Origin of the sequence: Hymenobacter sp. ISL-91, from assembly GCF_018613725.1 — a bacterium.
Taxonomy (GTDB): Bacteria; Bacteroidota; Bacteroidia; order Cytophagales; family Hymenobacteraceae; genus Hymenobacter.
This window is the reverse complement of record NZ_JAGGPS010000022.1, coordinates 72016-85758: the sequence shown is the minus strand read 5'-3', so window position 1 is coordinate 85758 and position 13743 is coordinate 72016. Positions and strand designations below refer to the sequence as shown.

Below are 13743 nucleotides of genomic sequence, written 5' to 3'. Positions count from 1 at the left end.
TCTGCGTTCAGCCAGCGGCTTTTCTCGGTGAAGCCATCTGCGTAGGCGTCCGGTTCATCACAAAGCCGCGGGGTGAACACCGGGCTAATCCTGGTGCTCACCCCGCGGCTTCGCCACCCGAAACTTACTTGCCCGTTACCTTGAACTCGGTGCGGCGGTTGAGCTGGCGGTTGGCTTTGGTGGTGTTGGGGGCTACGGGCTGAGTGTCGCCGTAGCCGGCAAAAGTCAGGCGGCCCTTGTCGATGCCCTTGCCCACGAGGTAGTCGACTACGGCTTTGGCGCGGCGCTGCGAGAGGTCTTTGTTGTAGGCGGCGTTGCCCACGTTGTCGGTGTGGCCCGAAATTTCGAGGCGCAGGGCGGGCGTTTCGGCCAGCAGCTTGTGCAGGCGCTCCAACTCGCTGGTGCTTTCCTTGCGCAGCGTGGCCTTGTCGAAGTCGAAGAAGATGTTGTTGAGCACCACCTTCACGCCCACGTCGAGCTTCTTGAGCGCCACGTCCTTCACAACTTCCGAATAGGCCGCGCCGGCCGGCAAATCGAAGTTTTCGGAGTGAAACAGGTAGCCATCCTTACGCACCACAATGCCGTAGTTCACGCCCGAGGGCAACGACACCAAGTAGCGCCCCGATTTGGCGTTCGACTGGAACGAGGCAATCACCTGGTTAAGCGAGTTGTCAATTACGTCGATGGTGGCTTCGAGGGGCTGGCGGCTGGCTTCTTCGGTTACCACGCCCTTGAGAATGGTTACCTGCGCCGCTACAATGGCCACCGGCGGGGCCAGCAGCGTTTCCTTCACCGGCTGCACCCGGCTGGCCAGCAACTGGTCTTCCTGGCTGAGCACAGGCGGCTTCTCGGGGCCCAGAAACGTAATCCGGTAGATGTCTTTTCCGCCCTGCCCGTCTTCGCGGAAGGACGAGTAGTAGCCGTGCCGGCCCGAAGCCGAAATCACAAAGAACACGTCGTCGTCGGGCGTGTTAATGGGCCAGCCCAGGTTCTCGGGCTTGCTCCACTTGCCGTTTTCGAGCACCGATTTAAAGATGTCGTAGCCGCCCATGGCGTCGTGGCCCTCCGAGCTGAAGTACATCGTTTTGCCATCGGGATGCAGAAACACGCCCTCCTCGCCGTACGAGGTGTTAATCACCGACCCCAGGTTCTGGGCCGGCCCGCGTCCCTCCATTTCGATGCGGTAAATGTCGCGCGAGCCCAGGCCGCCTTCCTTATCACTCACAAAAAACAGGTGGCGGCCATCGGGCGTGTAGGACGCCGACGATTCGTGCAACCTGGAGTTAATGCGCGAGCCCAGCTTCTGGGGGCGGCTCCACTCGGTGCCGCGCAGCTCGGCCTGGTGCAGGTCGCCGCCGTTGTCTTCCAGGTACACCAGCAGGCGCTGGCCATCGGGGGCCAGGCCCACGGTGGCGTCGTGGCCGTCGGTATTGATGTTCTCGCCCAGGTTGCGGGCCGCGCTCCAGCCATCTTTCCCTTCGCGGCTGCTCTGGTAAATATCTTCGAAATAGCCACCCAGCTCGGGGTCGGTTTTGCCACCCGTCGAGCCTTCGCGGCGCGAGGTGAACAGGATAACTGACTCGTCGGCCGTGATAACGGGTCCGTAGTCGGGGTAGGGCGAGTTCACACCCGGGCCGGCATTGTCAATAAACACGCGGCTGGGTTTGGCAGCCAGCCGACGGCCGTTTTCGCACTCTTTTATCTTCTTCTGAATATCGAGCACCAGCCCGGCTGTGTTTTTGGCCCCGGTAGCCGGAACAGCGCGCTTGTATTCGGCAATGGCCTCGTTCCACTTGGCATTCAAATGCAGGCCCCGGCCCAGCAGGTAGTGGATGCGCGGGCTCACATCGGGGTTGAGCTGGTAGGCGCGCTGCAGGTACTCCAGCGCCCGCGGCTTAAAGCCCGAGTGCAGGTAACAGTCGCCGATTTTGAGGTTAAGTTGGTCGTTGTTGGGGTTGAACTGCTGGGCTTTCAGGTAGAAAACCAGCGCCTGCTCGTAGCGCGGCGGGTCCGATTCGTAGAACGCGTCGCCGGCCTTCAGGTCTTTCTGAGCAGCTTTCAGGCCGTCTTTGTCGTTGCCGAACCGGTCCTTGCTGAACTCTACACTCTGTGCCGAAGTCGTGGTGCAAGCCGTGAGCAACAAGCAGGCAATCAAATACTTATACATACGGGTTGTTGAGCTGTTAGCTTTCAGCTGATAGCTGTTAGCTGCCGTTGTGATTGCCTGGGGTTTAGGCTAAAAACCAAACGTATTTAGGCGGCCTTCTGGTCGCGCTACGGGCAGCCCGAGTTGGCAGCGTGCGTGTTGCCGACTTCCAGGCCCAGCTCGGCAGCGCGGCGCCAGTCCTGGCAGGCGGCGTCGGGCTGGCGGAGCATTTCGCGGGCGTGGCCTCGGTTGAGGTAGGCTTCGGCGTACTCCTTGTTCAGGCTGATGGCCTTGCTGGCGTCGGCGTCGGCGCTTTTATAGTCTTCGAGCTTGAGGTAGGCGGCGGCGCGGTTGTTCCAGGCAAAGGCGTAGCCGGCATCGAGAGCCACGGCCCGACCGAAATCCTCCACGGCTCCTTTGTAATCCTTTAGCTCGTAGCGGGTGGCGCCGCGGTTGGTGTAGGCCAGGGCGTTGTCCTGCTTTTTGCCTAGGTAGGCGTCGTAGTCCTGCAGCGCCCCTTTCAGGTCGGCGGCGCGGCGGCGGGTACCGGCCCGATTCAGCAGGGCCGGTAGCAAGTCGGGCTGCAGCGTAAGGGCCTGGCCGTAGTCCTGGATAGCGGCGGGCAGGTTGCCGAGTTGGCGCTGGGTGCTGGCCCGGTCGTGCCAGGCGTAGGCATAGGCGGGGTCGGCCTTGATGGCGGCATCAAAATCGGCCTTGGCGGCAGCATAATCAGCCTTCTCGAAACGCAGGGCCCCACGGTAGTACCAGGCCGGGGCATAGTCAGCCTGCAGTTCGGTAGCCCGGCCGTAGTCGCGCTCGGCTTCGGCGGGCTGCTGCAGGGCCTCCTCGGCCCGCGCCCGCCCAAAGTAGGCCCCGAACGTATTGGGCTCCAGCTTAATAGCCTGGTCGTAGTCCTGCACGGCGGGCTGGTAGTCTTTCAGCTCGTAGCGGGCGGCGGCGCGGTTGGCGTAGGCGCGGGCGAAATCGGGCTTCACGGCCAGGGCCTTGTCGAAGTCGAGCACGGCGGCGCGGTAGCTCTGCTGCTTGAACTTGGCCAGCCCGCTGTTGTAAAGCCGCTCGGCCTGCTGATCGGGCGGTAAGGTAGAGGCTCGCACACTATCTACCTGGGCCTGGGCCGCCCCTGCACTCAGCAGCAGGCCCGACAGTAAAGAAATTTTCCGCATCGTATCCCGTCCATTTCAAAGACGCGGGATAAATGTAATTTTTTCTGCTGAAGATGGCTAATTGAGTTATTTAATTACTTTAATATTGATTTTTGTCAAGATTCAATAGTGCTTTAGACAAGGTCTAGGGCGGTTTTGTGCCGTAGGGGCGGGGCTTGTCTCCGCCCACCGTTCGCGCCGCTACAACGATTTTGTTCAATGATGTGAACGGCGGGCGGGGACAAGCCCCGCCCCTACGTCGTGCGTTGTCGCTCAGAAAATCAGTCAGGCAGCTGAGACTTCACCATTTTCTGCCACTCGTGGCGCAACGAACCGTCGAATTCCGGCCGGCCGGCGCGGCGGTACCAGTAGGCAGCATTGCCGGCGTCGCCCTGCTAGCGGTGCAAAAATGCGTGGAGCCAGTCGAAAAGCGGGGTGTCTTCGTGCTGCTGGGCAATGGCGTGGGCCTTATGCCACTCGTCGCGGCCGGCGTACCATAAGGCTTCCAGCAGGGGCGAGAGGCCGGCTGGCTGTTCAGGCTGGGTTTGGGAGTCGAGGAAGTTTTGGTAGGTCATAGGGCAGTGGGGAAGATCCTGATGGGTTATTGAAGAGTAAACTTCTGGGTGCCGGTTGGGGTTTCAACTGCTGGCGGCGGCCATGCGGCGGCAGTTGCGTAATTTTACGTCGCCGCCGGACAACGTGTCCGCCGAAAAAGTTTATTTCCAACGCCTAGCTTTCACCTATGGCCACCTACCCCGAATACATGGTTGCGCCCATCCGCCAGGACCTCACCGAGGCCGGCTTCGAGCAGCTCATGACCCCCGAAGAAGTTGATCAGGTCCTGTCGGCCGACAGCGGTACTGTACTGGTAGCCGTGAACTCGGTGTGCGGCTGCGCTGCTTCCAAAGCCCGTCCGGCCCTCAAAATGGCCGTTTCCAGCTCCGATAAGAAGCCCGCTAAGCTTGTTACCGTGTTTGCCGGCATGGAGTCGGAGGCCGTGGCCCAGGCCCGCCAGCACATGCTGCCCTACCCGCCCAGCAGCCCCTGCATCGCCCTGTTCAAAGACGGCGAGCTGGTACACATGATTGAGCGTTACCACATCGAGGGCAACGACCTGATGCGCATCGTGAACAACCTGCAGGGTGCTTTCGAAGAGTACTGCTAGGTTTTTTCAGGGCTTGAATGCTGGTGCTTAGGCATGTAGCCAACCTCTCCAGGCATAAAGCACCAGCAACGAAGCCCCCAATACAACAAAGCCCGCAGCCTGTAGCTGCGGGCTTTGTTGTGTTTACGTTTACTATTCCCTCATTCATTCCAACAGCTCTCGGCGCAACGCAAAGGGGCTTACTCCAGTGAGTAAGCCCCTTTACGCTCGTTTGACTGCGGGCTATTCAGCCCTTAGGCGGTCAGACTACATTAATTCGCTACTTCGCTCAGAAACTTAATCCGCATCAGGCGCAGGTCTTCCTCCGTGTAGTCGTCGGTGCCGAGTTCTTTCAGGGCTACGGCAATGTTGTCGGTGCTGGCCGACATGAAGTAGTCGTAGATGTCCTCCTGGCGGCTCTGGTCGAGCACACCGTTGATGTAGTAGCCAAGGTTGAGCTTGGTGCCCGAGTAGCAGATGTGCTCGATTTCCTCCATCAGCTCGCGCATATCGAGGCCCTTGGAGGAGGCAATTTCCTCCAGGTCCATTTTCTTGTCGATTTGCTGGATGATATAAATCTTAATTTTCGACTTGTTGACGGCCGACTTTACCACTACGTCGGCAGCCGTCGTGATGTCGTTATCCTCCACGTATTGCTTGATGAGCGTCAGGAAAGGTTCGCCGAACTTTTGGGCCTTGCCCTGGCCCACACCCGAAATGTGGGCCAACTCCTCCTGCCGGGTGGGGAAGGTGGTGGCCATTTCCTTGAGCGAGGGGTCCTGGAACAGCACGTAGGGCGGCAGGTTCTTCTGGTTGGCTACTTTCTTGCGCAGCGCTTTCAGCATCTCGAACAGCGTTTCGTCGTGGCCGGCGGCGTGTTGCACGTCTTCCTGCTGCTGTTCCTCCTTTACTTCTTCGTCGTAGTTGTGGTCTTTGGTGAGTTTCATGGAGTGCGGCTTTTCGATGAAATCCAGGCCCTTCTGGGTAATCCGAATTACGCCAAAATTTTCCACATCCTTGGCCAGCAGCCCACTAAGCATGCTCTGGCGCAGCAACGAGTGCCAGAACTGGGCATCGTGGCCCTTGCCCTGCCCATAAATCGGGAGCTGGTTGTGGGCGTAGCTGATGACGTGCGGGTTCGACATGCCCATGAGTACCGTGCCGATGTGGTCGAGCCCAAACCGCTCGTCGGTTTGCACCACGGCCTTTAAGGCCAGCAGCACCTCATCGCGCGCCTCGAACCGCTCACGCGGGTGGCGGCAGTTGTCGCAGAAGCCGCAGTCGGTGGCGTACACCTCACCGAAGTAGTGCAGCAGCTGCTTGCGGCGGCAAACGGCAGAATCGGCGTAATTGGCCATTTCCTGCAGCAGCTGCTTGCCGTTGTCGCGCTCGGTTACGGGCTTGTCCTTGTTGAACTTCTCCAGCTTTACAATGTCGTCGTAGCTGTAGAACATCAGGCAGTCGCCGTCCATGCCGTCGCGGCCGCCGCGGCCCGTTTCCTGGTAGTAGCCCTCGATGCTTTTGGGCGTGTCGTAGTGGATTACAAAGCGCACGTCGGGCTTGTCGATGCCCATGCCGAAGGCGATGGTGGCCACAATTACGTCGCACTCCTCGTGCAGAAACGCGTCCTGGTTGGCCATGCGCACCTGCGGGTCGAGGCCGGCGTGGTAGGGGCGGGCGCGCACATCGTTCACGCGCAGCAGCTCGGCAATTTCCTCCACCTTTTTGCGGCTCAGGCAGTACACGATGCCCGCCTGGCCCTGGCGCTGCTTCACGTACTGAATCAGCTGCTTTTTAGTGTTGTGCTTGGGCCGTACCTCATAATAAAGGTTGGTGCGGTTGAAGCTGGTCTTAAACACCGAGGCATCATCCATCTGCAGGTTCTTCTGGATGTCCTGCTGCACTTTGGGCGTGGCCGTGGCCGTGAGGGCGATGATGGGCACGCCGGAGCCCAGGTTGTCGATGATGCCGCGAATTTTGCGGTACTCGGGCCGGAAGTCGTGGCCCCACTCCGAAATGCAGTGGGCCTCATCAATGGCCACGAAGCTGATGGTGGCCTTGTTGAGGAATTCGATGGTTTCGTCCTTGGTCAGGCTTTCGGGCGCCACGTACAGCAGCCGCACCTCGCCGCTAATCACGTCGCGCTTCACCCGGTTCATCTCCGATTTGCTGAGCGTGGAGTTCAGAAATTGGGCATTCACGCCAAACGCGTTGAGCTGGTCGACCTGGTTTTTCATCAGGGCGATGAGCGGCGAGATGACGATGGCCGTGCCCGGCAGCACCAGCGCCGGCAGCTGGTAACAAAGGCTTTTGCCGGCCCCGGTGGGCATAATTACGAACGTGTTGTGGCCGGCAATTACGTTCTGAATGATATCCTCCTGCACGCCCCGGAACTGTCCGTAGCCGAAAACTTCCTTTAACTTGCCCTTCAAATCAGCTGCTTGCTGGACTTCGGGGGTTTCCACTGACATCGACATCCGCACGTACGCTTGTTTAGTTAATAGACTGATAGAGCGGCTACTTCGGGCCGCTTCCTCAATCTAAGGATTTTACCGGGATTTGAGGCCGGGCAGGCGAAACGGCGGGGCCGGCTGCGGCCAAATGTCCCCTCTCGCTCCGGCCCCGATTTCGAACCGCACTATCAAATTTAGATTGAAACTGCCAACCGAACTTCATAGCCTCGCAAAAAAAGTGCTTCTGCTCGAAGCGGAAGCCATCCAGGGCGTGGCTGCGGCCCTCGATGAACGCCCCGATTTTGCACAATGCGTAGGCGCCATTCTGGCTCGCCGGGGGCGGGTGGTGGTCACGGGCATCGGTAAGAGCGCCCACATTGCGGGCAAGATGGTGGCTACCTTCAACTCTACCGGTACGCCCGCCCTGTTCATGCACGCCGCCGACGCCATCCACGGCGACCTGGGCATGATTCAGGCCGATGATTTCGTCATTGCCATCAGTAAGTCGGGCGATACGCCCGAAATAAAGGTGCTCGTGCCGCTGCTCAAGCGCAAGGGCGTGCCGCTGGCCGCGCTGGTCAGCAACGCCGACTCCTACCTGGGCCAGCAGGCCGACTTTATTCTGCACGCGCCGGTAACCCGCGAGGCTTGCCCCCACAACCTGGCGCCCACCACCAGCACCACCGCCGCGCTGGCCCTGGGCGACGCGCTGGCCGTGTGCCTGCTGGAAAGCCGCGACTTCTCGCGCCACGACTTCGCCAACCTGCACCCCGGCGGCACACTGGGCAAGCAGCTGTATTTGAAAGTGGGCGACTTGAGCCGGCAGAACCAGCAGCCCCAGGTGGCCGAGTCGGCGCCGCTGCGCGACATTATCCTCGAAATATCGGGCAAGCGCCTCGGCGCCACCGCCGTGCTGAGTGAGGCCGGCGCATTGGTAGGCATCATCACCGACGGCGACCTGCGCCGCATGCTCACGGCCCACGCCGGCCGCCTCGACGCCGTAACGGCCCGCGACATCCTCACGCCCGGCCCCGTTACGGTGGAAGTGGACGATTTTGCCGTGGAGGCCCTGGCCCGCATGCAGGCCCGCAACATCACCCAACTGCTGGTAACCGAGCAGGGCCGCTTCAGCGGCTTCATTCATTTGCACGATTTGCTGCGCGAGGGGTTGGTGTAGGGATGGGGCACGTCATTCTGAGCGCAGCGGAGCGTAGTCGAAGAATCTCTACTGCTTCGTTGCAACAGACAGAACCAGCTTTACGGTAGAGATTCTTCGACTACGCTCCGCTGCGCTCAGAATGACGTTCTTTTCCCTAGCCCTACCTTTCTGGAAAACAAGCTCGACTCCATGGACCAACATACCTATATAGTGGTGATGGCCGGCGGCATTGGCAGCCGCTTCTGGCCGTTCAGCCGCACTCACCACCCCAAGCAGTTCCACGACGTGCTGGGCCTGGGGCGCTCCATGCTGCAGTTGACAGTGGACCGCTTTGCCGGCATCTGCCCGCCCGAAAATGTGTTTGTGGTTACCAACCGCGACTATATCGAGCTGGTGCAGCAACATCTGCCCGAGCTGGCCGCCGACCAGATTCTGGGTGAGCCCATCGGCCGCAACACGGCTCCCTGCATCGCCTACGCCAGTTACCGCATTGCCCGCCTCGACCCCGAGGCCGTGATTGTGGTAACGCCCGCCGACCACGCCGTGATGCATGAGGAGAAGTTCCGCGCAACCATCCGCACCGCTCTCGACGGCGCCCGTACCCACAATGTGCTCATTACGCTTGGCATCCAGCCCTCGCGGCCCGATACCGGCTACGGCTACATCCAGTTCATCGATGACGCGGTGCAGCCCGAACAGGTCCAGACTATGCCCGGCCACGCCAATGGTTCGTTTCCGAAGGAGCTGCGCAAGGTGAAAACCTTCACCGAAAAGCCCAATGCCGAGCTGGCGCAGATGTTTGTGAGCAGCGGCGAGTTTCTCTGGAATTCGGGCCTGTTTGTGTGGCGGGCCGATGCCATTGTGCAGGCGTTCCATCAGTACCTGAGCGACATTGCCGAGGTGTTCGATGAGGGCCGCGAGCAGCTTGGCACGCCCGCCGAGGAAGAGTTCATCACCCGTGCCTACAGCCTCTGCCGCAACATCAGCATCGACTACGGCGTGATGGAAAAGGCCGACAACGTGTATGTACTGCCGGCCGACTTCGGCTGGAGCGACCTGGGCACCTGGGACTCGCTGCACCGCATGGGCCAGCACGACGCCGACGAGAACGTGGTCGACGGCAACGCCCTGCTCTACGACACCCGCGAGTGCGTTATTAAAACCCCGCCCGAGCGCCTGGTGGTAGTGCAGGGCCTCGAAGGGTACATTGTGGCCGAGTACGACAACGTGCTGCTCATCTGCAAGCGTACCGAGGAGCAGCGCGTCAAGGATTTCGTGGCCGACGCGAAATCAAAGAAAGGTAACGGGTATAATTGACTTTAGTTGTTAGTGCTTAGTTGCTAGTTGTCAGTGCATAGAAAAGCCCGTTATCCAATCAGCAGATAACGGGCTTTTCTATGCACTGACAACTAGCAACTAAGCACTAACAACTAAGCACTACTTAGCCAGCTTCGCTTTTAGGTTCTCGTCCAGCGCGGCCAGGAACTCCTCGGTGTAGAGGTAGTCGCGGCCGTGCTCGACCTTGTTTCCGTGGATGTTGACGGCGAGGTCCTTGGTCATCTTGCCGCTCTCCACGGTTTCAACGCACACGGCCTCCAGCGCGTGACAGAAGTCAACGAGCTCCTGGTTGCCGTCGAGCTTGCCGCGGAACTCCAGGCCCCGGGTCCAGGCGAAGATGCTGGCAATGGGGTTGGTACTGGTGGGCTTGCCCTTCTGGTGGTCGCGGTAGTGGCGCGTCACGGTGCCGTGGGCGGCTTCCGCCTCCATGGTTTTGCCATCGGGCGTTACCAGCGTCGAGGTCATCAACCCCAGCGAGCCGAAGCCCTGGGCCACGGTGTCGCTCTGCACGTCGCCGTCGTAGTTTTTGCAGGCCCACACAAAGTTGCCGTGCCATTTCAGGGCCGAGGCCACCATGTCGTCGATCAGGCGGTGCTCGTAGGTGATGCCGGCTTCCTGGAACTTGGCGGTGTAGTCCTGCTCGTAAATCTCCTGGAAAATGTCCTTGAAGCGGCCGTCGTACTTCTTAAGGATGGTGTTTTTGGTGCTCAGGTACAGCGGCCAGCCCTTGCTGAGCGCCTGGTTGAAGCAGGCGTGCGCAAAGCCCCGGATGGACTCGTCGGTGTTGTACATGGCCAGCGCCACGCCGTCGCCCTTGAAGTTGTACACCTCAAACGACTGCGTTTCGCCACCGTCTTCGGGCTGGAAGGTAACCGTGAGCTTGCCTTTGCCCTTGGTCACGAAATCGGTAGCCCGGTACTGGTCGCCGAAGGCGTGGCGGCCGATGCAAATGGGGGCCGTCCAGTTGGGCACGAGGCGGGGCACGTTGCTCATCACAATCGGCTCGCGGAATACGGTGCCGTCCAGAATGTTGCGGATGGTGCCGTTGGGCGACTTCCACATCTGCTTGAGGCCGAACTCCTCCACCCGCTGCTCGTCGGGCGTGATGGTGGCGCACTTGATGCCCACGCCGTACTGCTTGATGGCGTTGGCCGCGTCGATGGTTACCTGGTCGTTGGTTTCGTCGCGGTACTCAATGCCCAGGTCGTAGTACTTGATATCGAGGTCGAGGTACGGGGTGATGAGCTTGTCTTTGATAAATTTCCAGATGATGCGGGTCATCTCGTCGCCGTCCAGCTCAACAACTGGATTGGCTACCTTGATTTTAGTCATGGGGTGGGGGATAAGAAAAAGAAGGAAACAGCCTCAGCCAACCAGTGTAGCGGGCCTTAACAGCCCGTAATATAGCTACGAGCCGCTAAGCGTCCCACATGAGGGCCAGGCTGGCTAGGCAAGCGGTTTGGGGTTTTCGCTTATTTTAGGCCTTATTTCGTCCCTGTTCGTCGTCCTTATGCCCAGTTCCGCGCCGCTACGCAAGCGCGACCACCTAGCCGATGCCGCCCTGGCCGGTACCCACCGCCTGCGCCCGCTGCTGGAGCTGGTCGAGCGCATTCGTCCCCATGTCGGCCACGAATCGGTGTTTAGCTCACGCCGCGAGAAAATAAGGGAGCAACTGGCGCTGGTGCAGCAGCAGTTGCGAACCGGGCAGCCCCGGCATCAGGCGTTGCGCGAGGCCTTTCGGCAACTCAGCGAGTTCGTGGGCGAGGAAGTGCGCGAGGTGAGCCGCGACGAAGTAAAGGAATCGGGCAAGCGCTTTGTAGCCGCCACGCTCAAAAACGCGCCGCAGCTGCTAGCGGCGGCCAAGCAGGCCGGGTTGCTGAGCTGAAAGGGAATTAAAAATTAAAAGTGAAAAATTAAAAATGGCCGTTGAACGTCCCATCCGGGAGTCGTTCAACGGCTATTTTTAATTTTTCACTTTTAATTTTTAATTCCCTTTCAGCCGCTGCCGCAGCACTTCATACAGCATAATGCCGCTGGCCACCGACACGTTGAGCGAGCTAATCTGGCCGGCCATTGGGATGCGGAGCTTGTAGTCGGCCAGGCGCAGGTACTCGGGGCTGATGCCATCTTCCTCCGAGCCCATCAGAATGGCCAGCGGGCCCGTCAAATCTACGGTTTCGGCCTCCAGGCTGGCATCCGACTTCTCGGTACAGGCGACAACCTGCACGCCCGATTCGCGCAGAAACGTGAGGGTTTGCTTGAGGTTGTGTTCTCGGCAGACTGGAATCAGGTTAAGGGCGCCGGCTGAGGTTTTGAGCGCGTCGCCGTTGATCTGGGCCGCGCCGTGGCTGGGCACCACAATGGCGTGCACACCCAAACACTCAGCGTTCCGGGCAATGGAGCCGAAGTTACGCACGTCGGTAATCCGGTCGAGCACCAGCAGCAGGGGCGTTTTGCCTTCCTCGTACAAGCCGGCCAGAATGTTGTCCAGCGGCATGTAATCAATCGGCGACACGAAGGCCACCGCGCCCTGGTGGTTTTTGCGGGTGATATTATCCAGCTTTTCTACCGGCACCATCGACACGGGCACATTGGCCTCGCGGGCCAGGGCGTTGATGTCCTGGGTCATGGAGTTCTTGGTGGCCCGCAGCAGGAATATCTTATCCAGCGTACGGCCCGCGCTCAGCGCCTCCAGAATTGGGCGCAACCCGAAAATCATGTCGATGCTGCGGTCCTGGGGCGGGAGGTGGGGGTAGCGGGGCTTGTCAGAAGACGATGACGAAGCCGGACGGCGGCCCTCCTCGCGGTTGCCCCCTTCGCTCCAGCGGCCTTCCTCGCGGCGGTTTTCGTCGCGCCGGCCTTCGGGGCGCTGCTCGTCGTCGCGGCGGCGGGGCTCGCCAAACTGCTCGTCGTTTCGGCCGTCATCGGCGCGGCTGCGCTCGAAGCGCGGGGCCTCGTCGGAGCGGCTGCCGTCGCGGCCCTGGTCTTCGCGCGGGTTGCGGCGGTTGGGCACCGGGCGGTTCTGCGAGTCGAAATACTGGCGGCGTTCGGTTACTGGCCGGCCCGGGCGATTAGTCCTTTTCTCCATAGCTCCACGGCGGCATACCAGAGAAATTCATGCTCGGGACGGCGCACCAGTTCGTAATTGTCGGGCGCAAAGATACTGGGTTTGGCGCGGAAGACGAAGGTGCTACTTAAGGATTGGTAGCCGCGGTACACCCACCGTTCTTCGTTGCCGCTGCGGTACACAGTTTCGGGGGCACCCAGCACCTGGAACAGCATGCCCCGGTCGGTGAGCCAACCAGCTTTATGAGCTGAAAACAGCTGACTGGCCGCTATTACCCGGCTATAGAACATGCGAATCAATTGGCGGGCTTTATTTTGGTCGTCGTCGGCAACACCCAGCCAGAAGTAATCCACGGCCTTCTTTGGGTCGGGCGCATCAAAGAGCTTCTGCCGCTCCTCCGAAGTCGAAACATAAATGAGTGGAGCAATCAGCTCGTCGGCCGTGGTAAGCTGCGGGAAACGGTTTTCCTCCACCAGCAAGCCCTGGCTGGGGCCCCGGTTGCCCAGGCGCAGCAGGTACAGGCCGGCCGGCAGCCGCAGCAGCTGGTCGGCGTTGAAGCGGGCCGAATCCTGGAGGCTCAGGGTGCGGGGCTGCTCGCCCAGGGTGCTGCTGGTGGCCATGGGTGGGGCAGCGGCCAGCGAGCTAAGCGGGTAGCGGTAGGCATTCAGTGTCTGGCTGGGGGCGTAGGCATCAACCCCAAATACCTCCTGGGCGCGCACGTAGCGGCGCATCAGCGGCCGGCTTAGCGAGTCGATAAAAATAAAGCTGCGGTTGAGGGTTGAGGGCGTGAGGCGCAGCCAGGCCGCGTCGCCGCTCATGGCGTCCTTCGCCTCTCCGAAGGCCACACTCAGCGCATGCCCCGATACCAGGCGGCTTATCGGCAGTGCGAAGCTCAGGCGGTCCACGTCGCCGTCGGTGCGCAGGCGGCGGGTGGCCCCGCGCACGGTGTCCTGCCAAAGAGGCCGGCGGGCATCAAAATCGAGCCAGCCCATCACGCGCAGTGGCACCTGGCGTCGCTGTGCGCTGCGGTTCGGAAACCGGAGGTACACCCGCAGGCTGTCGCCCTCACGGCGGGTATCCACCTCAACAGTACGCCCGGGCTGGTACTGGTTGGCAAAGTCGCGGCGCGGGGCGGACTGCAACGGCCCCGCCGCAAGCAAAGTCAGGAGTAGCAGTAGCAGGGAGGCCAGGTTTGTCATACTAGAATGGAAGAATGTGGACAGATAGGCGACGTTGCGGAAGGCTCAGGTAGGCCAATTCTACGCGAAAAAGC

At 60.6% G+C, this 13743-nt stretch carries 11 protein-coding genes; 4 read left to right on the top strand and 7 right to left on the bottom strand.

Features of this window, described 5'->3' with window-relative positions; translation table 11 throughout:
- Window positions 1-124: 124 nt before the first annotated feature.
- From J7E24_RS09905 to J7E24_RS17890, 3 genes are all read right to left on the bottom strand, one after another.
- Window positions 125-2167, bottom strand: a complete 2043-nt coding sequence (locus J7E24_RS09905) for an OmpA family protein (RefSeq protein ID WP_215137622.1) — start codon at window positions 2165-2167, stop codon at window positions 125-127.
- Between the two features lie 107 nt (window positions 2168-2274).
- On the bottom strand, window positions 2275-3330 hold the full coding sequence (locus J7E24_RS09900; protein ID WP_215137621.1) for a tetratricopeptide repeat protein: 1056 nt from the start codon (window positions 3328-3330) through the stop codon (window positions 2275-2277).
- 374 nt (window positions 3331-3704) lie between these two features.
- Window positions 3705-3884 carry a hypothetical protein gene (locus tag J7E24_RS17890; RefSeq protein ID WP_317195636.1) on the bottom strand — a complete coding sequence of 60 codons (180 nt, stop codon included), beginning with the start codon at window positions 3882-3884 and terminating at the stop codon, window positions 3705-3707.
- Window positions 3885-4051: 167 nt separating this feature from the next.
- Here J7E24_RS17890 and J7E24_RS09890 point away from each other — a divergent pair, with 167 nt between their 5' ends.
- Window positions 4052-4474, top strand: a complete 423-nt coding sequence (locus tag J7E24_RS09890; protein WP_215137619.1) for a BrxA/BrxB family bacilliredoxin — start codon at window positions 4052-4054, stop codon at window positions 4472-4474.
- 251 nt (window positions 4475-4725) lie between these two features.
- Here the strand turns inward: J7E24_RS09890 and recQ are convergent, their stop codons facing one another.
- Window positions 4726-6924, bottom strand: a complete 2199-nt coding sequence (gene recQ / locus J7E24_RS09885) for a DNA helicase RecQ (protein ID WP_215137657.1) — start codon at window positions 6922-6924, stop codon at window positions 4726-4728.
- Window positions 6925-7105: 181 nt separating this feature from the next.
- Between recQ and J7E24_RS09880 the strand changes: the two genes are divergently transcribed.
- Together J7E24_RS09880 and J7E24_RS09875 are read left to right on the top strand one after the other, a co-directional pair.
- A complete protein-coding gene (locus tag J7E24_RS09880; RefSeq protein ID WP_215137617.1) occupies window positions 7106-8083 on the top strand; it encodes a KpsF/GutQ family sugar-phosphate isomerase in 978 nt (325 codons plus the stop codon).
- 171 nt (window positions 8084-8254) lie between these two features.
- On the top strand, window positions 8255-9382 hold the full coding sequence (locus J7E24_RS09875) for a mannose-1-phosphate guanylyltransferase (RefSeq protein WP_215137615.1): 1128 nt from the start codon (window positions 8255-8257) through the stop codon (window positions 9380-9382).
- A 120-nt stretch (window positions 9383-9502) separates the two neighbouring features.
- Here J7E24_RS09875 and J7E24_RS09870 read toward each other — a convergent pair whose 3' ends face one another.
- Entirely contained in the window at window positions 9503-10735 is a 1233-nt protein-coding gene (locus J7E24_RS09870; RefSeq protein WP_215137613.1) for an NADP-dependent isocitrate dehydrogenase, read from the bottom strand.
- Between the two features lie 178 nt (window positions 10736-10913).
- On the opposite strand from J7E24_RS09870, the gene J7E24_RS09865 reads away from it, so the two are divergent.
- Window positions 10914-11288 (top strand): hypothetical protein, encoded by a 375-nt coding sequence (locus J7E24_RS09865; RefSeq protein WP_215137612.1) that lies wholly within the window; start codon window positions 10914-10916, stop codon window positions 11286-11288.
- 99 nt (window positions 11289-11387) lie between these two features.
- On the opposite strand, the gene rlmB is transcribed toward J7E24_RS09865, so the two are convergent.
- The gene (gene rlmB, locus J7E24_RS09860) at window positions 11388-12491 is read right to left on the bottom strand and encodes a 23S rRNA (guanosine(2251)-2'-O)-methyltransferase RlmB (protein ID WP_251047133.1); all 1104 of its coding nucleotides are present in this window, start codon (window positions 12489-12491) and stop codon (window positions 11388-11390) included.
- Window positions 12455-13669: a GWxTD domain-containing protein gene (locus tag J7E24_RS09855; protein ID WP_215137610.1), complete on the bottom strand. Its 1215-nt coding sequence runs from the start codon at window positions 13667-13669 to the stop codon at window positions 12455-12457. Before J7E24_RS09855 ends, rlmB begins: the two co-directional genes overlap by 37 nt.
- Between the last annotated feature and the right edge of the window lie 74 nt (window positions 13670-13743).

Excerpts from the sequence above, each read along its gene's own strand:
- recQ (WP_215137657.1), bottom strand. The coding sequence starts at position 6,924 with ATGTCAGTGGAAACCCCCGAAGTCCAGCAAGCAGCTGATTTGAAGGGC.
- J7E24_RS09865 (WP_215137612.1), top strand. The coding sequence starts at position 10,914 with ATGCCCAGTTCCGCGCCGCTACGCAAGCGCGACCACCTAGCCGATGCC.
- J7E24_RS09875 (WP_215137615.1), top strand. The coding sequence starts at position 8,255 with ATGGACCAACATACCTATATAGTGGTGATGGCCGGCGGCATTGGCAGC.
- J7E24_RS09890 (WP_215137619.1), top strand. The coding sequence starts at position 4,052 with ATGGCCACCTACCCCGAATACATGGTTGCGCCCATCCGCCAGGACCTC.
- J7E24_RS09900 (WP_215137621.1), bottom strand. The coding sequence starts at position 3,330 with ATGCGGAAAATTTCTTTACTGTCGGGCCTGCTGCTGAGTGCAGGGGCG.
- J7E24_RS09905 (WP_215137622.1), bottom strand. The coding sequence starts at position 2,167 with ATGTATAAGTATTTGATTGCCTGCTTGTTGCTCACGGCTTGCACCACG.
- rlmB (WP_251047133.1), bottom strand. The coding sequence starts at position 12,491 with ATGGAGAAAAGGACTAATCGCCCGGGCCGGCCAGTAACCGAACGCCGC.
- J7E24_RS09870 (WP_215137613.1), bottom strand. The coding sequence starts at position 10,735 with ATGACTAAAATCAAGGTAGCCAATCCAGTTGTTGAGCTGGACGGCGAC.
- J7E24_RS09855 (WP_215137610.1), bottom strand. The coding sequence starts at position 13,669 with ATGACAAACCTGGCCTCCCTGCTACTGCTACTCCTGACTTTGCTTGCG.
- J7E24_RS17890 (WP_317195636.1), bottom strand. The coding sequence starts at position 3,884 with ATGACCTACCAAAACTTCCTCGACTCCCAAACCCAGCCTGAACAGCCA.